Origin of the sequence: Alteromonas sp. K632G (assembly GCF_017653625.1) — a bacterium.
In the GTDB taxonomy this organism is placed as follows: Bacteria; Pseudomonadota; Gammaproteobacteria; order Enterobacterales; family Alteromonadaceae; genus Alteromonas; species Alteromonas naphthalenivorans.
The window spans coordinates 85,473-104,431 of record NZ_JAGGDM010000012.1; the positions used below are offsets into that span (position 1 = coordinate 85,473).

Annotated in this window: 19 protein-coding genes; 9 read left to right on the forward strand and 10 right to left on the reverse strand. The window is 44.2% G+C overall.

Annotated features, from left to right (window positions below; genetic code table 11):
* Positions 1–199 precede the first annotated feature (199 nt).
* Entirely contained in the window at positions 200–1,519 is a 1,320-nt protein-coding gene (locus J5X92_RS12905; protein WP_126873116.1) for a carbohydrate porin, read from the forward strand.
* Between the two features lie 271 nt (positions 1,520–1,790).
* On the forward strand, positions 1,791–2,912 hold the full coding sequence (locus J5X92_RS12910) for an alkene reductase (RefSeq protein ID WP_126873115.1): 1,122 nt from the start codon (positions 1,791–1,793) through the stop codon (positions 2,910–2,912).
* A 130-nt stretch (positions 2,913–3,042) separates the two neighbouring features.
* On the opposite strand, the gene J5X92_RS12915 is transcribed toward J5X92_RS12910, so the two are convergent.
* Positions 3,043–3,489 (reverse strand): SRPBCC domain-containing protein, encoded by a 447-nt coding sequence (locus tag J5X92_RS12915; RefSeq protein ID WP_126873114.1) that lies wholly within the window; start codon positions 3,487–3,489, stop codon positions 3,043–3,045.
* 238 nt (positions 3,490–3,727) lie between these two features.
* Here J5X92_RS12915 and J5X92_RS12920 point away from each other — a divergent pair, with 238 nt between their 5' ends.
* A complete protein-coding gene (locus J5X92_RS12920) occupies positions 3,728–4,690 on the forward strand; it encodes a D-2-hydroxyacid dehydrogenase (protein WP_126873113.1) in 963 nt (320 codons plus the stop codon).
* Here J5X92_RS12920 and J5X92_RS12925 read toward each other — a convergent pair.
* Together J5X92_RS12925 and erpA are read right to left on the reverse strand one after the other, a co-directional pair.
* Positions 4,684–5,256, reverse strand: a complete 573-nt coding sequence (locus J5X92_RS12925) for a glutathione S-transferase family protein (RefSeq protein WP_126873112.1) — start codon at positions 5,254–5,256, stop codon at positions 4,684–4,686. The genes J5X92_RS12920 and J5X92_RS12925 overlap by 7 nt on opposite strands.
* 124 nt (positions 5,257–5,380) lie before the next feature.
* Positions 5,381–5,725, reverse strand: a complete 345-nt coding sequence (erpA, locus tag J5X92_RS12930; protein WP_126873133.1) for an iron-sulfur cluster insertion protein ErpA — start codon at positions 5,723–5,725, stop codon at positions 5,381–5,383.
* Positions 5,726–5,936: 211 nt separating this feature from the next.
* Here erpA and J5X92_RS12935 point away from each other — a divergent pair, with 211 nt between their 5' ends.
* Entirely contained in the window at positions 5,937–6,770 is an 834-nt protein-coding gene (locus J5X92_RS12935; RefSeq protein WP_126873111.1) for a PPK2 family polyphosphate kinase, read from the forward strand.
* Between the two features lie 138 nt (positions 6,771–6,908).
* Here J5X92_RS12935 and minE read toward each other — a convergent pair whose 3' ends face one another.
* The 4 genes from minE to J5X92_RS12955 form a co-directional block, all read right to left on the reverse strand.
* Positions 6,909–7,166, reverse strand: a complete 258-nt coding sequence (minE, locus tag J5X92_RS12940; RefSeq protein WP_126873110.1) for a cell division topological specificity factor MinE — start codon at positions 7,164–7,166, stop codon at positions 6,909–6,911.
* Positions 7,166–7,975, reverse strand: coding sequence for a septum site-determining protein MinD (gene minD, locus J5X92_RS12945; protein WP_013782808.1), 810 nt, complete (start codon positions 7,973–7,975; stop codon positions 7,166–7,168). Before minD ends, minE begins: the two co-directional genes overlap by 1 nt.
* A gap of 29 nt (positions 7,976–8,004) precedes the next feature.
* Positions 8,005–8,760: a septum site-determining protein MinC gene (gene minC, locus J5X92_RS12950; protein ID WP_126873109.1), complete on the reverse strand. Its 756-nt coding sequence runs from the start codon at positions 8,758–8,760 to the stop codon at positions 8,005–8,007.
* A 297-nt stretch (positions 8,761–9,057) separates the two neighbouring features.
* Positions 9,058–10,449: a class II fumarate hydratase gene (locus J5X92_RS12955; protein WP_126873108.1), complete on the reverse strand. Its 1,392-nt coding sequence runs from the start codon at positions 10,447–10,449 to the stop codon at positions 9,058–9,060.
* Between the two features lie 495 nt (positions 10,450–10,944).
* On the opposite strand from J5X92_RS12955, the gene J5X92_RS12960 reads away from it, so the two are divergent.
* Positions 10,945–12,165, forward strand: a complete 1,221-nt coding sequence (locus J5X92_RS12960) for a putative manganese transporter (protein WP_348272397.1) — start codon at positions 10,945–10,947, stop codon at positions 12,163–12,165.
* Positions 12,166–12,269: 104 nt separating this feature from the next.
* Here the strand turns inward: J5X92_RS12960 and J5X92_RS12965 are convergent, their stop codons facing one another.
* Positions 12,270–12,995, reverse strand: a complete 726-nt coding sequence (locus tag J5X92_RS12965; RefSeq protein ID WP_013782802.1) for a DUF6776 family protein — start codon at positions 12,993–12,995, stop codon at positions 12,270–12,272.
* Positions 12,996–13,111: 116 nt separating this feature from the next.
* On the opposite strand from J5X92_RS12965, the gene J5X92_RS12970 reads away from it, so the two are divergent.
* The 3 genes from J5X92_RS12970 (at position 13,112) to J5X92_RS12980 (ending at position 15,485) form a co-directional block, all read left to right on the forward strand.
* A complete protein-coding gene (locus tag J5X92_RS12970) occupies positions 13,112–14,788 on the forward strand; it encodes a chloride channel protein (protein WP_041452464.1) in 1,677 nt (558 codons plus the stop codon).
* Between the two features lie 2 nt (positions 14,789–14,790).
* Positions 14,791–15,219, forward strand: coding sequence for a protoporphyrinogen oxidase HemJ (gene hemJ / locus J5X92_RS12975; RefSeq protein ID WP_013782800.1), 429 nt, complete (start codon positions 14,791–14,793; stop codon positions 15,217–15,219).
* A 68-nt stretch (positions 15,220–15,287) separates the two neighbouring features.
* Positions 15,288–15,485: a hypothetical protein gene (locus J5X92_RS12980; RefSeq protein WP_013782799.1), complete on the forward strand. Its 198-nt coding sequence runs from the start codon at positions 15,288–15,290 to the stop codon at positions 15,483–15,485.
* Here the strand turns inward: J5X92_RS12980 and J5X92_RS12985 are convergent.
* Positions 15,482–16,165, reverse strand: coding sequence for a UPF0149 family protein (locus tag J5X92_RS12985; RefSeq protein WP_208805900.1), 684 nt, complete (start codon positions 16,163–16,165; stop codon positions 15,482–15,484). The two genes, J5X92_RS12980 and J5X92_RS12985, sit on opposite strands and share 4 nt — an antisense overlap.
* A 204-nt stretch (positions 16,166–16,369) precedes the next feature.
* Between J5X92_RS12985 and J5X92_RS12990 the strand changes: the two genes are divergently transcribed.
* Positions 16,370–17,581 carry an Nramp family divalent metal transporter gene (locus J5X92_RS12990; RefSeq protein WP_208805901.1) on the forward strand — a complete coding sequence of 404 codons (1,212 nt, stop codon included), beginning with the start codon at positions 16,370–16,372 and terminating at the stop codon, positions 17,579–17,581.
* A gap of 91 nt (positions 17,582–17,672) precedes the next feature.
* Here J5X92_RS12990 and J5X92_RS12995 read toward each other — a convergent pair whose 3' ends face one another.
* The gene (locus J5X92_RS12995; RefSeq protein WP_013782796.1) at positions 17,673–18,818 is read right to left on the reverse strand and encodes a PatB family C-S lyase; all 1,146 of its coding nucleotides are present in this window, start codon (positions 18,816–18,818) and stop codon (positions 17,673–17,675) included.
* Positions 18,819–18,959 lie beyond the last annotated feature (141 nt).

The following is an 18,959-nucleotide window of genomic DNA, read 5'->3' on the forward strand; positions in this document are numbered from 1 at the left end:
TTGTAAAATACAAATAAATAAACATGATTGATTTATTTCTTTAACTGCATTAAATTGCGTTTCCCATACGAAAACTGTTAACACGATGTAATTTAAGTTCACTCTGTTCTAGGCATTGGAAACAAATAAAAACATCGTGATGAGCACACAAAGATAAGTGCAAGTTATAAGCACGTTCAATCAACTCTAAGGGTAAGATATGAAGCATACTTTTCATTGGTTAAAGCAAAAAACTCTGGCTTTAAAGCCATTTACACTTACTTCCTGCTATCTATTAGTCAGTTTTTCTTACCCTACATTTTCTGCTCAAGATACATCGGAATACATAGAATGGCAGGCCAGCTACACGGGAGAAGCCGCTAGTAATGTTGAAGGGGGGAAGCGTGAAGGGAGTGCATATGCTGGTCAATTATTTTTGGGCGCAGAAATAGACTTAGAAAAATTTGCAGGTTGGGAAAAGACTAAAGTCCATGTGGCATTTACTAATCGTCACGGACAAAACCTTGCGGCCACGCATATTGGAAGCAGTACGTCTGTTCAAGAAATCTATGGCGGCCAAAACTCCCGTTTAGCCAGACTTACCGTAGAGAAAAGCTTTTTTGACGACCAGCTACAAGTAGAAGTTGGCAGAACTGTGGCTAACATCAGCTTTCTTGGTTCAGAGCTATGCCAGTACTTTCAAACGAATTCTGCCTGCGGTAACCCCACCTTTGTATTTAAAACCAGTAACTTTACATGGTGGCCTGTTTCAAGTTGGGGAGGTCACGCAAAGTACTGGCTATCACCTGAAATCTATTTTCATACTGGTGTGTATGAAGAGAACACTCCCCATCAAGATTTGCGTGATCATGGCTTTGATTGGTCAACGGATGAATCTACTGGCGTGGTCGTACCTGTGACGTTGGGCTATCAAACTACATGGGAAAATGACGACTACCCAAAACGCTATGAAATTGGCGGTTGGTATGATGGCGCGGACTATACCGATCCTGCTAAAGATGAGAATGGTAATTTTGCTGCTGTCACCGGTAATGACTATGCAACACAAAATGGGCGCTCTGGTATTTTCGCCCGATTCGAGCAAACCATTTTACGTCCAGATTTAAATTCTAAACGCAGCGTTACGATTTTTGGTGCCGTGTTAACGGGCACATCTGGTGAGCTAATAGAAGATGAGTATATTAAAGCTGGCTTTGTTAAACGTGGTACCTTCGAAGGAAGAGACGAAGACACAATTGGTTTTGTCTTCACGCAACAATTTTATAGTGAGGATGCTATTGAAGACCAACGCGTATTGCGCGAAGCAAATGGCGGTTCAGGTCGCCCTGCAAGCAGCCAAACCATGATGGAGTTAAGCTACGGTGTCCATATTAACGACAATATTCGGGTTCAGCCCAACGTGCATTATATTATCAATCCAGACCAGTTTAGCGAGCGTGACCGACTTCAATCCTTAGATGATGTATGGGTGGTGGGCGTACGATTTGACGTAAACCTTGCAGGTTTACTACTGCGCTAGTTAAAGCAAACTCCCTCTTATTTCTACCGTACAGGTCGTCATTTTGAGGGCCTTTTTTCTTTTTAGCTTAAACGCATTTTCATTAGTTAACGCCTCTTCTCGTATTACGCGACTAACATCTGCATTAACAACTTCGCAGCGTTCCCCCTCGCCTCTATTACACTCATTTTGCTATTTATTAGTACCAATCGGCATATCCTTTCATCTTGAATCAATCCAAGTCGCGTCCATTTCTGTAATCACTTACACACAGTTTTAAAAGGAACAACAAATGTCAGAGTTATCTCTGTTTAAGCCTCTAGAATGGGCAGGAAATACACTTCAAAACCGCATGGTATTAGCACCTATGACACGCGGCCGTGCAGGTAGCAACCGCATCCCTAACAAAATAATGGGCGATCAATACGTACAGCGCGCCGATGCTGGCCTTATTATTACCGAAGCAACGGCCATATCGGAAGAAGGTATTGGCTGGGTAGACACGCCTGGAATCTATACCGAAGAAATGGTGGAAGGATGGCGCTCTATTAATGAAAGAGTGCATGAAGCTGGCGGCAAAATCATCCTTCAGTTATGGCATACCGGTCGTGCGTCTCATAGTGACTTTCATAACGGCGACCTGCCTTTTTCTGCGTCTGCTATTGCCATCGAAGGCGATGAAATTCACACGCCAAAAGGTAAAAAGTCTTATGAAGTGCCAAGAGCAATGACGCAAGATGACATTCGTAGAACGGTGGCTGATTTCAAACATGCGGCTGTAAATGCGAAAGCTGCAGGCTTTGATGGTATAGAAGTGCACGCCGCTAACGGTTACCTGTTAAATCAGTTTTTAGACAGTCGCAGCAATCAACGTAGTGATGAATATGGCGGCAGCGTAGATAATCGATACCGCTTCCTTAGTGAAGTGATGGACGCTGTGCTAGAGATTTGGCCTTCAGAGCAAGTTGGAGTGCGTTTATCGCCTAACGGCGTATTTAATGACATGGGTGCAGATGATTTTCGCGATACGTTTACTTATGTCGCCCAAGCACTTAATAAGCTAGACCTTGGCTATTTACATGTGATGGATGGCCTAGCGTTTGGTTTTCATGAACGCGGTGAGCCTATGACACTTGCTGAGTTTCGTGCCTTGTTCGACGGCATGTTAATGGGCAACTGTGGTTATACCCAAGAGGAGGCAGAGAAACGTATTAGCGACGGTGATGCCGACATGATTGCTTTTGGGCGCCCTTGGATCACCAATCCTGATTTGCCTACGCGGTTTAAAAACAACTACCCGCTGGCAGCGTTTGATGACCCTTCAACATGGTATGGTGGTGGTGAAGAAGGTTATACCGATTACAACACCTACCGTGAAGAAAGCGGAAAAGCGGCCATGGAGTCTTTAACCTAACAAATAAGGTTAATTTAACTGCAGGTGCAAAAATGTTGCAGTTAGTAAATAGAAAAGCAGTCATTTCATGACTGCTTTTTTTATATCTTTAGCAACACTGCGCTATTAATATTTCGCTAGCATTACAGCTTTAGTTAAACGCCACTTGTTTATCGGCTAATACCGCAAGCTTTTCTAGGCAAGACATCCATGCATATTGATGTTGATCGCATTCTTGTTGGTTACTGAAACCACTGTGAATTAGCGTTAACGCCACTTCGCCTTCGCTTGTTTCTTCAAACGAAACATCCACTGAGCTCATTACCGTTTCTTCTACGCCATCTTCCCACGCCCAAGAGAACACAAGCTTCTCGTTTGCTAAGATAGTCACATATTCGCCCGTTAGCGCTATTTCAACGCCGTTGGGTTCAATCATCTTTATGCGGTATCTTCCGCCCTCTTTAAAGCTACTCATAATTTGCGATACCGTGCAATTACCCGGAGCAAACCATTCAGATAAATATTCAGGTTCATGAAACGCAGCAAACAAAAAGGAGATGGGCGCATGAAGGGATACATTCAGGGTAAATTGAAACATGTTAAGTCGCCTGTAAAAAAACTAGAGCCTTGGTAAGTTTAGGCGCTAGCAGAAAAGGATTCTAGGCTGTTATCGGCTATGTTCGACATTTTCTTTAGTTTGACCGATAGCGTTGCCTTATGTGAATGATTATCTTAGGGTATCCTCACTAGCAGTCTCGACTCTGCGTAAACTATTTAAGCTATGTATTCGTGTGCTAATCGTAAAAGCCACCAATAAAGATTACTAAGGCTCATTTATGTCAATTCAATCGCCTACACTCAACGTCTCTATACTCAGCAAAGATGCCAGCGCATTAGCAGAGGAAATAGCAAATGCATGGCCCCAGCCTCATGCTTTGAATATCTGCCAAGCCGTTACCACTTCTGAACAAATTAACCCCGACGAGGTTGAGGTATTGCTTGCCGATCCTAATTTGGCGGCTAAGGTTATCGACCAGTGCACTGGCTTGAAGTGGTGCCAGTCAACGTGGGCTGGTAATGCACCTCTGCTTAATTTGGACAAAAGCGATTATATACTCACTGGCGTAAAAGGCGTGTTTGGAAAGCTAATGCGCGAATATGTGTTTGCTTATCTCTTGCAATACGCACGCAATATTCCGGCGTTTGCGCATAACCAGAATCATCAGCCCCCAATTTGGGAAGAAAGCCCTCGAGCACCCCTTACGGGTAAAACCCTTGGCATTTTAGGCGCTGGTTCAATAGCCCAAGCACTTATTCCTGTGGCAAAAAGTTTTGAAATGAAAGTCATAGGCTTATCGAGAAGTGGTCAAGCGGTAGACGGTTTCGATAGCGTCTATGCAGCAACTGATCTACTCAAGTTTGCCCAAAAGGCCGACCATGTAGTGAACCTGATGCCAGATACGCCCGCAACTACAGGTGTATTAAACCAGGCTTTCTTTAACGCACTGAAGCCTCATAGCGTGTTTATCAACGCAGGACGCGGAAGTGCCATTATAGAAGGTGCCCTTTTAAACGCGCTGGATAACGGCACACTACAAGCAGCAGTCCTTGACGTATTTACACAAGAACCACTGCCAGAGAAGCACCCATTTTGGACACACCCCAAGGTGGTAGTTACTGCTCATACTGCCGCAGTATCATCACCTGAAGATGTTGCTAGCGTATTTATAACCAATGCAATGCGTTACATGGCTAACGAACCGCTCCATTATCAATTTGATTTCAACAAAGGCTACTGACGTGGGTCGGTAGCGGTTAGCTCTATACGATCACGGTGCTTTTCATGAAACTCCAGTAACAAAGGATAGTCTTTAAAACTGTGCAATTCTCTGAATAGCACCCAATCTACCATTGAGTACAGACATATTTCAGGGTACGTCCAGCCGCTAAATCCACCCGCTTCCAACTGCTTAGACAGTGTCGAAAAAACTGATTCTATACGTTCTTTTTGCAAACGAATGATGAGCTTGTCTTGATTGATATCAATATCAGAACGCTTTAGTAGCATCAGCTGCACGAATGAATCATTAGCAGCATCTATCAGAGTGAGTAGGTTTTCTTCCTCCCAAGACAGGGAGTCATGGTCGAATTTACTCGCCAAATAGCTATAAATTACTCTGGAATCGAAAATTAGCTGCCCGTCGTCTTCTAGGCAAGGCACTTTTAAAGTGGGGTTTCGCGATGCAAGTAGCTCTCTGTCTTCCCCAGAGAATATTTGTAAATCGAGGAATTCATGGGGCGTGTTAGAAAGTACTACGCGAATTCTACGTACAAATGGAGATGTTACCGAACCATACAGTTTCATAGCTTCAACCTGAGTGAGTTTACTTACACACTCAGTTTAGCCATAAAATCAACGAGGAGAAAAGTACAAGATCATAAACGCGAGACAAGCATACACCATGATGCGATGTATGCCCGATAATCATTTACACGCTGAAGCTAGCGCCGCATCCACAGGTAGTGGTTGCATTTGGGTTTTGCACTAAAAAGCGTGAACCTTCTAAACCTTCAACATAGTCAACAACGCCGCCCACTAAGTATTGCAAACTCATAGGGTCTACCACTAAGGTAACGTCGTCTTTATCAATTGTCATATCGCCGTCGTTCACCTTCTCATCAAAAGTGAAACCATACTGAAAGCCAGAACAACCGCCTCCAGTAACATAAACCCGCAGTTTTAATTCAGGATTTTCTTCTTCCGTGATGAGCGCTTTTACTTTTGTCGCCGCTGCATCAGAAAACTCAATTGGCAACGCCATTTCTACAGACATACTCACCTCTTCATTAACCATGTGCACCTGCACGCCTTCACGTACACGTATCGATAACCCAATTATCTAATACTTGAGTAATGCTATCAACTATTGGGGTGAAACTAACTGAAACAATAGCTAGCGACATTTCATTTAGCATAAATATGAATGGCAAAATGGACACTCAAGCCCGTAAGGCATACTCTAAAAAGAAACCGACGGGATTAACATGGCGCATTCAGTATCTTCTATTTCCCTTCAAAATCGTAAGCTTAGACTGCCAGAAGGCGCACAAGCTCCTGCTATTGATGAACGAGAACATTACAAACAAGCACTGAAAAGCTGGCAAAAAAAATTACTGCATGTTCAACAGGCCTACTATCACCAAGGCAGGCGTGCAATCATTGTGTTTGAAGGATGGGACGCCGCAGGAAAAGGCGGCGCTATTAGAAGGATAACCGAAAAACTCGACCCTCGCGGGTTTCGCGTTCACTCCTTTGCCAAACCCACACCTGAGGAACAAGGTCGCCACTACCTCTATCGGTTTCAAACCCGGCTACCTGTACCGGGAAGAATAGCCATTTTCGACCGCTCTTACTATGGCCGTGTGATGGTAGAACGCATTGAAGGTTTTACACCTAAACCCGCATGGGAAAGAGCGTATCAAGAAATTAATGAGTTTGAACGACTCTTAATTGATGACGGCGTAACAATTATAAAACTCTTTATGCATATTTCAGCAGCCGAGCAATTAGCGCGCTTTGAAGAACGCTTAAATAACCCTTACAAACGCTGGAAGCTAACCGAAGAAGATATACGAAATCGTGGCCGACGGGACGATTACATTAATGCCATAGAAGAGATGTTTGATAAAACCGATACTGAAATGGCACCTTGGCATGTGATACAGGCCGAGCATAAATGGTTTGCACGTATTAGCGTGCTAAAAACGATTGTAGAGGCACTGAGTGAAGGCGTGATTGTAGAACCACCACCAATCGACCCTACCGTGGTGTATTTAGCAAAGCAGCAACTTGGTATTACCTTAGAGAAAAGCGAATAAACAATAGCAATTTACCCATGCCTTGTTGCTAAGACATGGGCAATACTATTTTAGAGTAAGTCGTGGCATGGGCGGCTTTGATACGATGTAAATCGTCTATTCTTGGCCTTCGCCCTAGCTTTAGCTTTAGCTTTAGCTTTAGCTTTCAGGCAAAGTCACGTTTAGCTCTAGTACGCTGCAATCGTCACTGCTTTCCAACTGTACCGACACTTGGTCGTCTGCAATACTCACATATTTACGTATTACCTGAATAATTTCTTGCTGCATCATGGGCAGATAATCAGGCTCAGTACGTTTACGTCTTTCGTGGGCTACAATAATTTGTAACCGCTCTTTGGCCATGGCCGCAGTGCGCGGCTTTTCCTTTTTCTTGAGTAGGTAATCGAAAATACTCATTACTTGCCTCCTAGCAGGCGCTTAAAGAACCCTTTCTTCTCTGCTTCTAGAAATCTATGTTCAATGGTTTCGCCTAATAAGCGGCGAACGGCGTCTGAATATGCCTGACCAGCATTGGCTTCTAAGTCTAGAATAACCGGCTGACCTTGGTTAGAAGCCTTAAGTACCGCTTCCGATTCAGGAATAACACCCAATAATGGTATCGCTAATATTTCTTCAACATCAGCAACACTAAGCATTTCTGCACTTTCCACTCGCTGAGGATTGTAGCGGGTAAGCAATAAATGCTCTTTTACCGGCTTGCCTTGTTCAGCGCGCAAAGACTTACTTTGCAAAATACCTAAAATACGATCTGAATCACGTACCGAAGAGACTTCAGGGTTAGTCACAACGATAGCTTCATCGGCAAAATACAATGCCATTTGAGCGCCTTGTTCTATACCTGCTGGTGAATCACAGATAATAAAATCGAAATCTTCTTTCAACTCGTTAAGAACGGCTTGAACCCCATCGATGGTAAGCGCGTCTTTATCACGTGTTTGTGATGCTGGCAGAATAAACAAGTTGTCGGTACGCTTATCTTTAATTAGCGCTTGTTTCAGCGTGGCTTCTTTATTTATCACGTTAACGAAGTCGTAAACCACACGGCGTTCACAGCCCATGATTAAATCGAGGTTACGTAAGCCCACATCAAAATCGATGACTACTGTTTTATGACCCGCTAAGGCTAAACCTGTACTGATAGCCGCACTTGAAGTCGTTTTACCAACCCCACCTTTACCCGATGTTACTACGATAATCTTTGCCATTTTTAATTCCTTGTAGAATACGTTAACACTTAGGCGATAGGCTCAATGTGTAACGTGTCCTCTTCTAAATAGATTTGTGCGGGCTGTTTCCAGCATGATGCTTTTACGGTTTCATGCATAATGAATTGCCCAGCAATTGAGATAAGTTCTGCATCTAACGACTGACAAAAAACGCGGGCATGCACATTACCTTTTACGCCCGCCAAAGCTCGGCCTCTAAGTGTGCCGTAAACATGAATATTTCCATCTGCTAGTACTTCTGCCCCTTCGCTCACCGCTGCGGTAATCACCAAATCACCACCTTCGGCATAAACTTGCTGCCCTGAGCGTACTGGGCGGCTAATGACTTTTACAGGTTTAGTGACAGCTGCTGGTGTGGGTACTGGCGGAGATACTGGTGTGGATGCCGCTGGCTCATTCGCGGCCTGCTCTTTTGACGTGGTACTTTCTGATTTTGTTGTTTTCAACGAGCTTTCTGTGAATTTACTTTGGCTAACATCCGCTAAGCCCAAATCGTTGATGATACTTCTAAGTGGCCCTACTTCACCGCGAACCGCCATAGGTTGAAGCTTAAAGCGTCGACACAACGCAACAAGCAACTCGAACTCGGTGGCACTGAGCGATTTGACTAAATGCAATATTAGCGATGAACGAGTGAAAAACTGGGGGGCACTATTTACCTTTTCAGCAAGCTGAGATTCAAAGGTATCTGGCTCAAAATCGATCACTTCTAACACGATACTGGTTAGTGTAGTGCCCTTCATGCGAAAGCATGTATCTGTCATTAATTATTCCTGAGTAATTTTTATTGCTCAACTGCCCAACCATGAGGGCTTAAAGCGAGTATGCACTCTATCAAATTCCGCTTCATCGGCAATAGGCAAGCGCTTAACAAGCGCACAACTGCTCACAAAACAACCACAATCTAACATTCCTTTGCACTAGGCATCTAGTATCGACCTAAAATTGCTTTGAAAATCCGTAAAAAAAGCGTGGGGCTCCACGCTTTGCATACCAATATTTTGTCCATAGAGCCTTTCAACCAGGGAATTAAAGCTCGGTTAACCGCCCTACTAAATGCTTTAGCGCTGAATTTCAGTCAGTTTTTTAGGGTCTAATAACGATTCCAGCTCAGACCTTGGCAAGTCGGTCATCGCTTCTGCAACATCGATAACGGGCATTTTATCTTTGTAAGCTTTTTTCGCTATTTCTGCGGCTTTCGCATAACCAATGATAGGGTTAAGCGCAGTCACTAAAATAGGGTTTTTCGCCAATGCTTTCTCAAGGTTCTCTTGGTTAACCGTAAACCCTTTAATGGCCTGCTCGCCCAAAAGCACACAGCTATTCGACATTAACTTGATGCTCGACAGCAAATTATCGGCAATCATAGGCAACATAACGTTAAGCTCGAAATTGCCCGACTGCCCGCCCACCGTTATGGCTGCATCGTTTCCTATCACCTGTGCAGATGCCATCGCTACCGCTTCGGGTATTACGGGGTTCACTTTGCCGGGCATAATAGATGACCCTGGTTGCAATGCCGGCAGCGATACTTCACCTAAACCAGCAAGGGGCCCTGAGTTCATCCAACGTAAGTCATTTGAAATTTTCATTAAGGTAACGGCGAGGGATTTTATCGCGCCTGATAAAGTTACCGCCGTATCTTGCGAGCTAATTAATGCAAAGCAGTTATCAGCGGGGGTAAATGTTATACCTGTAAGGTCAGATAGAGTGCTCGCAAAAGTGGCGGCAAAATCAGGGTGTGCGTTTACTCCTGTGCCAACTGCCGTTCCACCCTGCGCTAACGTTTGAATGGCGGGTTGAAGCGATTTTATTGTCTTACGTTGCTGACTAAGCTGCGCAGACCAAGCACGCAAACTTTGATCCATCCTAACCGGCATAGCATCCATTAAGTGTGTGCGGCCGGTTTTGCAATAATCAGACACTGAGTTCGCTTTGGTACCAATGATATCGATTAGCCTACTAATGGCAGGGATAAGCGATTCTGTCAGTTCGATAGCGGCACTTGCATGAATGGTAGTGGGAATAACATCGTTTGAGCTTTGTCCGTTGTTAACATGATCGTTAGGGTGAACCGCTTCCCCTTCATGTTTACCTTGTTGCTGATTCGCCAAGTTAGCGATGACCTCATTGGCATTCATATTGGTGCTAGTGCCTGAGCCCGTTTGAAATACATCTACCGGGAAGTGTTGCTGTAACTCGAGCTCATCAAGCAATGTGTCACAGGCCTGCTGTATAGCGTCGGCAGTTCCAGCATTAAGGGTTTCGAGTTTTTTGTTCGCAAGTGCAGCGGCTTTTTTAATTGTCACTAGGGTGCGAATAAAAGTAAGCGGCATTCGTTCACCACTTAATGGAAAGTTATTAATTGCGCGTTGTGTCTGTGCGCCATATAACGCGTCGCTAGGAACTTCGAGCTCGCCCATGCTGTCACGTTCTGTTCGGGTATTTGTCATTACTGTCCCCTTAATCTGATGAAATAAACGTTACTCTACTCTTGCCTACTTCACCCTGCACGGTTTGGATCCTTATTTATCTCTTTCAACAACATTGCATCCATCAACGCGGTTATCAAAGTTTCCCTCAAAGCTCCTATTAACGTAGGACCCAACAAAGCTGAGTCACAAGTGCTATCGGTACGTATTGACAGGACGTATTAACAGGACATCTTGACAGAATACCGATTAATGATAATAATAACCATTATCATTTAATGCAATTATAGCATGATCTGATCACGTAAAAGTTCGTAGGAATTAGTACTGTTTGTTTAAAAAGCACATTACATGTGCTTTTGCTAAAACCTGTTATTTTCACTGTAATGTGTGGGGCTGGAGCTTTAGTACTGGGCCTTTATTTCTGTGCCTTTTATTACCGGGCCTATTATTACTGGGCTTTTTATTACTAAGCCTTGTAGGACCACCACCTGTTGCTAGCATCTGGAATCGAGAGTGTCTTCTTTAACTTCAACTGAAAAAGTCAGTAGATACAGCATTAGACAGAAAACGCTAATGTTAAACAAGCGCCTGTTCTTACCAGCGTTTATCGTCGTGCTGCTTGTTTACTCATTCACGCGTGAAGCGACCATCGCGGTTCTATCCGATGCCTATTTTCAAGTAGCTGCATTTGTTTATGCATCACTGTCAGTTTATTACCTTGCCACTTTGAAAGTATCCGCTGAAGCCATTGGCGACTTTATGCGCAAGCATCCGCTCTATGAAGTAGGCTTGGCATCTTTTCTTGGTGCCCTTCCCGGCTGCGGGGGCGCGATTATTGTAGTCACTCAATATACCCGAGGTGTTACTAGTTTTGGTGCCGTGGTTGCCGTGCTAACAAGTACCATGGGTGACGCCGCGTTCTTGCTTTTGGCTCAGGCGCCGTTTGACGGCTTAACCGTAATGGGTGTAGGCATGGTAGTGGGTACCCTTACCGGCGTTATTGTAAACCGGTTCCACAATTACCAACCGCCGTCCTCCACTACTGCGTTTGGCAGTGCTGACGACAATACCGATGATAGTGTTGATGATAGTGAGCCATCAGCTACCATTGCCTCCTCTTCCATTGATAAGCTTTCTACATATTTTTGGCTGATTGTCGCATTACCATCACTTGCTATCGCCCTAGGCTTGTCGTTCCAATCGCCCGTTCATGAATATCTGGGGGTAACGGAACCTACATTGCAACTTATTGGTGCCGTATTGTGCTTATCGGCCATTACACTGTGGTCGTTAAACGGCGGCAGTGCAGGTTATGCTTCGCTAACTAAAGAAGATGCTATTACGCCTCCGCCACGCTGGCAGAGTAAAGCCGCGCTAGATACCCAATTTGTATTAGCTTGGGTTGTCGTCGCTTTTTTATTGTTTGAATTATCGATACTGTGGTTTGGACTTGATATAGGTGCCACCCTAACCTCTATGGGCGCAAGCGTTGTAGGCTTAGCAATTTTGGTGGGGTTTATACCCGGGTGCGGCCCACAAATATTAGTGACCAGTCTGTATTTGAATGGTGCAGTACCTTTTTCTGCTCAACTTGGTAATGCTATTAGTAACGACGGTGATGCATTGTTTCCCGCCATAGCACTATCACCAAAAGCGGCCATTCTAGCCACTGTCTACTCCGCTATTCCTGCCATAACGGTGGGCTATGGGTATTATTTTCTATTCGAGAGATAGCGATATCAGTGAGGCTAGTAGCTGTGAAACACTCACGGTTCACACTTGAGAATGAGCTTCTTCGCCCGGCACTGTGGGTTTGCATTGTACTTATCGTCGAAGCGCTACTGCGTATCTTCTATTATACTGCCACTATTCAATGCGTCTTCCCACTTGACCGTTTTAGCTAAGTCTCCGCGCTTTGCATTATATTGGTATACAGTAGTTTCAAGGGTAATTGATGTAGGCTGAAAGCCATCGGGTAGCGTAAAGCTTGTATTAATGGCTTGAAAATATTTAAACCTGTACTCAATTTCTTGCTGAATAAACTCTGGCTCACCAATAGTAACCGTGTACTCCTTCCCTTCCCGCTCACCTACTAAGGTGACTGCAAGTTTGCCCTTAACTACTGCTTTGTTTTGTCGCTGCTGTAGTACTACAAAACGCATTTGAAACTGATTAGGCTCTGGCAGTGAGACAACCTCTACCCCTTCAATGATAAAACCATCTTGGGTGGTTTCAGGTGCCATAATTCGTTGGTAAAAAGCGAGTTGCTGCTGAAGCTCAGCCTGTTCGGTTTGAACGTTATTGAGTTGCTCGGCAATCGATTTCTTTTCCAATTCTGTTAACTGTAATGCGACTTCCAATTGGTTAACCTGAGTCACATATTGATTATTTTCACTGACTAATAACGCAATGGTTTTGTCTTGAGCAGCTACCTTCAGGCTATCACCCTCATCCACTATTCGCGCTAACTTGTAGCCAAACGCTATCATTATTAGTAACAAAGCAGCGACAAGCAATGACCACTTGTAATCACCTAGGAGTTGTTTCAATTTATCAGTTGTCATGAATAGTTATGGTTCTTAATTTTCTCGAGCCAGATACATTAAAATTCTTAACATTATGAATTTCAAGTGTTTGTGGTAAGCTGCTTATATCTACGATTTCTCTACTGTATCACAACATGCGTTTGCAGGCTTTACGACAAGAAGTGGCTCACCCGAGGACGTCTATACAACTTTGCCTCTTGGGTATTGTGGGCGGCGTAAGTGCTGCATCACTGATCATCATGTTCCGCCTTTGCGTAGAATGGCTTCAAGCGTCAGGTTTCGGTGCACTACGAGAGTGGTTCAATGATGAGTGGCCCGTTTGGTTTCTCATGCCCTTACTTAGCGTGCTGTGTATTTTGCTTATTGCCTATATCACGGGCTTTAAGCACTATCGTATGGGTATCCCCTTTGTTATCCACCGCGTAAAATATTACTACGGCCATATTCCCTTTCGCACTACTATTAATCAATTTTTCGGCGGTATGTTGGCCTTAGCCGGCGGCTTCGTGGTAGGCCGCGAAGGCCCTTGCGTTCATTTAGGTGCATCGGCCAGTAGCTTCTTAGGCCAATGGCTACGACTTCCCTACAACAGCATTCGTATTTTAGCGGGTTGTGGTATTGCTGCGGGCATATCCGCCTCATTTAATACCCCGTTTGCCGCGGTTATCTTCGTTATGGAAGTGGTACTGCGGGAATATAAAATTCATATATTTGTGCCCGTTATGCTTGCCGCTGCGTGTGGCTCGGTGTTAACCCGTATCGTATTTGGGCAAGTAAACGAACTGTCGTTTTTATCTTTTACCGCGTTTAGTCAGTGGATGTACCTATACCTTGTTTTACTTGGCGTTTTACTCGGTATGCTCGCGACATTATTTAACAACCAACTTATGCGGGTAATGACCTGGTTTAGACCTGTCCCTATGGTATGGCGACTCATGCTGGCGGCGCTAATAACAGGTACAGTGGGTATGTTGTTGCCCGAGGCGTTAGGGGCCAACTTTATTGATGTCGAAACGCTGTTTTCCAGCAACCCAGAAACCCTTTTACTGTGTGCTATTTTAGTGAGTAAAGTCGTGCTGGCTGTATTTGCTATTGGACTGGGTATTCCCGGCGGAATTATTGGGCCTGTAATGGTTATCGGCATGCTTGCTGGTGCGGTACTGTTGGTGCCCTTGTCTTACTTTATCGACGTACCTGAATTTACTAACAGCTTTGCCTTATTAGGTATTGCTGGCATGCTAACAGCCGTGCTTCACGCGCCCTTAGCTGCCTTGTCGGCGGTAATGGAGTTATCGTACAGCCCTGAAATTATTTTGCCCGCCATGTTGGTTATCGTGCCTGCTTATGTGACATCAACACAATTTTTCGGCAATCGGTCGATTTTTATTCGCCAATTAGATTATCAAAACCTACCCTATGCTATTTCTTCCATTCGGGAAGCCCTTGAAAAAACGGGTGTACTGGCAGCATTAAGCAAAGACTACAAACTTTTTCATGACGCTCCAGATAAGGCACTTGAAGACTATTTATCGAAAAATCCAACAAAGATCGTAATTCAACAATCAAAATTTGAAATAGATGTGCAGTATCGTCTGGTCCAATATAATGTGAGCTTAGAACACGATGCGAATGCGCTCAGTTATCACGAGATGGAAGGCTTAAATGCTCAAAGCACGCTTCATGAAGTATATGAGCATCTCAAAAATACGCGTTCTGGCGCGGTCTATATTTACGATCAGGAACTCAACGACATCATTGGCGTTATTACCTGGAATATTTTGCAAAGCTTTTTACAAAAGGCACAGTATTAACAATGTACATTTTATGGTTTAAAGCACTTCATATTTTTTTCATGCTTGCGTGGATGGCCGGAATTTTTTATCTTCCTCGGTTGTTTGTTTACCATGCTGAAGCTACATCGCAAGAAGTGAAAGATCAGTTTAAAGTGATGGAGAGAAGGCTGTGGTTTTTTGTCACCCCTTTCGCTTTGTTAACCTTGGCGTTTGGTGTTGCACTTATCGTGAGCTATGGGAGTACGTGGTTTAAAATGTCAGGTTGGCTACACATTAAATTCATGCTTTTGCTTGCGCTTTACGGCTATCACTTCTATTTGTTTAAGCTAGTAAAACAATTCTCCCGTGATGAAAATCGTCACAGCGCCAAATTTTACCGCATTATTAATGAAGCTCCGGTACTGCTTATATTGGCTATTGTTTGTTTAGCAGTAGTAAAACCGCTATAAATTCAACAGGCCGTGTTACCACGTACTGATGTTATGGAATAACCGTTAAATAACCTAAAGGAAACTACATGGATGATAGTAACCAGCACTTAAAAGATTTGTTGTCGCAAACTGATTTAGCGTTTAAAGCGCTGATGCGCCAACCTAACTCTAGTGAGTTAAGTCATGCTTACGACAACGCTAAAGCAGAGTTAGACGCTTACATGAAGTCATTGCGTAATACGCTTTCTCAGCGCAAACACCTGCAGCGTCAGAAAGCTCGTTAAGAAGTTTTCGTAAAGGTTTCAAATTGGTTAGGTAATGCTGCGCTCAGTTCGCCAGCCAGATCAATATAATCTTGAATCATTGCTGGAAGTTGTTTCCACAATAAGGGTAAGTTGGCTTTAAGCTGTTGCGCTTGGCTGGGGTTACGATACTGCAATGCCAGTTCAACATTTGCTAGGGTAGTAAATAACTTTAAGCAACGAGACAGCCGTTTCTCTGGGGTATCTGAGTCATTGATATCTTCACGCATTGCATCTTTTGCACTTAACTTTTCCCACGCTTGTTGCCAGACATCTTCAAGTTGCTGGTGCACGTAAAGTAATCCTTCAAGCCATTGAGCTAATTCAGCGGGTATTGCAGAAGCGGGTTCAACAGTAGCATCACCCTCTGAATACACACAGCGTGATGGCATTAAGGGCTTCTCGTCGGTCATACACTGCAGGTGAGCCCTTAAGTTATTCATCAGTACATCCGCTAATGCATCTACATCTTTGTCTACCAGTGCACTTGAAGAGCTCTGTATCAACCATGGCATCCACTGCTCTGGCATAGGTATTTCTGGTGATGCTGCAACAGCGAATATCATACCGTCGGCTTTGTAGGCGCTAGGTAGTACATGCGTTAACTTGCCCTTTTCAAATACAGGCAAAAGAATATCGATGGGACGCGCCGTTTCTGACATTAAAAATTCCTACTAGCGGTTGAAATGACCTATTTATAACCTGTACCCTTCGCGCCCGTTTTTATGTTGGGTTAAAAACCTGTGTTAACCGTTATATTCAAAGCACAACAACATAGTGAGCGAGTAGCAATAGAATTAGTTTGCGTGGTTGCGCAATAGCTAACCTGTTGTCATGATAGCAAAACTAAACTAAGAGTGACTGCAATGGCAAAAGATAAATCAGGATATATTATCGCGGCTGCCTTTATTGGCCCAGGTACAGTAACAACGGCAAGTCTAGCAGGCGCTAACTTCGGTTTTCATTTGGTGTGGGCATTACTGTTTTCAATTTTTGCCACCATTGTATTGCAAGATATGGCAGCTCGCTTGGGGGTGGCAACGAGCAAAGGCTTGGCATCAGCCATGAAAGACATGGTGTCTACACCATGGCTGAAAATGCTTTTCATTGCGTTAATTGTTAGCGCAATCGGCATTGGAAACGCCGCTTATGAATCAGGCAATCTAACCGGCGCTGCCATCGGTCTAGATGCTTTTTGGGAAATTGGCACAGGCACCTGGGCGCTTATTCTTGGGGTACTTGCCATTGCTCTACTTTGGACAGGTAGCTATTCATGGATAGAAAGCGTACTGGTTTACCTCGTGTTTATTATGGCTGGCGTGTTTTTCGTTACCCTTATTGTTGCTAAACCCGATATATCACTAATGTTTAGCCAGCTACTGCAGCCGCGTTTAGCCGCCGATTCTATTACCACCATACTTGCGTTGATAGGCACCACTATTGTGCCTTACAACTTATTTCTTCATGCGAGTCTTGTGGCGAAGTCATCCACAAACACGGACAATACAAATTCTGATAAAAGTGATGCGATTAAAGCGTGCAGAAAACAATCGGCAACGGCCATTAGTATGGGCGGCTTAATTACCCTTGTGGTGATGGCCACTGCTATGATGGCCTTTTTCAACCAAGCTGCCACCATGGACGCCGGAAACATGGGTGAGCAGTTAAAGCCCGTCTTAGGTGACAAAGCTCAATGGTTTTTTGCATTAGGCTTATTCGCGGCTGGGCTAACCAGTGCCATCACCGCACCGCTTGCAGCAGCCTATGCGGTTTGTGGAGCACTTGGGCTGTCTGACGACATGAAAAGCAAGGGGTTTAGGGCGGTGTGGCTGACAATAATTGTGTGTGGCGTTGCCGTTGCTGCACTCGGCTTTAAACCCTTACCTGCTATCTTATTTGCTCAAGCAACCAACGGCTTATTGCTGCCTATTATCGCTATCTTTTTATTGGTAGTGATGAATAAAAGTAACGCACTTGGCGAATTCAAAAACACCCTATGGAGCAATCTTGCAGGCGTTTTAGTGGTATCTGTTGTGGTGGGATTGGGTCTTTATAAATTGACTAGCCTATTCATTTAATTCGATAATTTCAGCCACAAAAAAGCCCGTTATGCGATAAGCAGACGGGCGTTTTTATAGGCTAGCGTTTAATTAGTGGCTAACTTGACCACTACTTGGCTAAACGTTGTAGCACATCATTAAGCATCGACTGGCTACAGCCAAAGTTAATTCTGAAATGATCAGCTTTATGAAAATCTGCGCCAGGAGAAGGGCCTACGCCTTTTTCTTCAGCCCATCTTTGCACGTTTTCTACGCCTAAACCGCTTGCGTCTACCCACGCTAAAAACGTGGCTTCTTGCTTCAGCATAGATAACCCATCGATACCGTTTATCGTTTCATACACGGCATCACGGTTAGCGCGCAAATACTCAATTTGAGCGCTGTGCCATTCGTCACACAAAGTAAATGCGGCTTCGGTAGCGGCTAATCCCAACACGGTAACCCAAGGCATGATGCCAGCGGCTGCGCTGGTAAATTGCTGCCGGAGTTTAGGGTCTGGAATAATCGCAAAAGAGGTGCCTAAACCCGCAACGTTAAAGGTTTTGCTAGCAGCCATTAGGGTAACGCTGTTGTTGGCTAAGTTAGCCTCACGACCAGCAGGAATATGCTTCACTCCAGGCTCTAAAATTAAATCACAGTGGATTTCATCAGAACATAAACGCACGTTATTGGCGTTACAAATATCAGCAACCCTATCTAGCTCTGCTTTGGTTAATACTGAGCCAACTGGATTCATTGGGTTACAAAGAATGAATAACTTACATTTAGGGTCGGCGGCATTGGCTTCTAGTGCTTCGAAATCCAACGTATAGCGCTTTCCTTCCGATTCAGAGTCAATCACAGTGCCAATATCGACACGCTCTAATTCATTTAATTTAGGCGCCGCGAGCAATGGTGGGTAATTAGGCGTTTGAATAAGCACCTTATCGCCTGGCTCACAATAAGCTTTACAGGCTACATTAAACGCAGGCACTACGCCGGGTGTCCACACAATCCATTCTGATTTAACATCCCAGTCGTGTTTGTCTTTCAACCAGCGCTGGATTGCACGAATGGCACCTTGATGCTGACTAGGTAGTACATAACCTAAATTACCGTGCTCAACTTGTGCTGAAATTGCATCTAAAATAGGCTGTGCGCAACGAAATTCAGTGTCGGCAACCCAAGCAGGAATAATGTCCTTGCCTTTATATTTCTGCCACTTGAACGAATAGGTATCTTTACGAGGTGGGGTTTGGTCAAAATTAATCGTCACACATACATCCTGTTGCCATTACATTATGGGCACCAGTGTAATAATTCGTGAGCATATAAACTAGCGCTGCTTAGACCATTTAGGACTTTTTTATTTGTTTGCTAACGCCATTACCTATATTCGCTGACGAGTAGTTCGCTA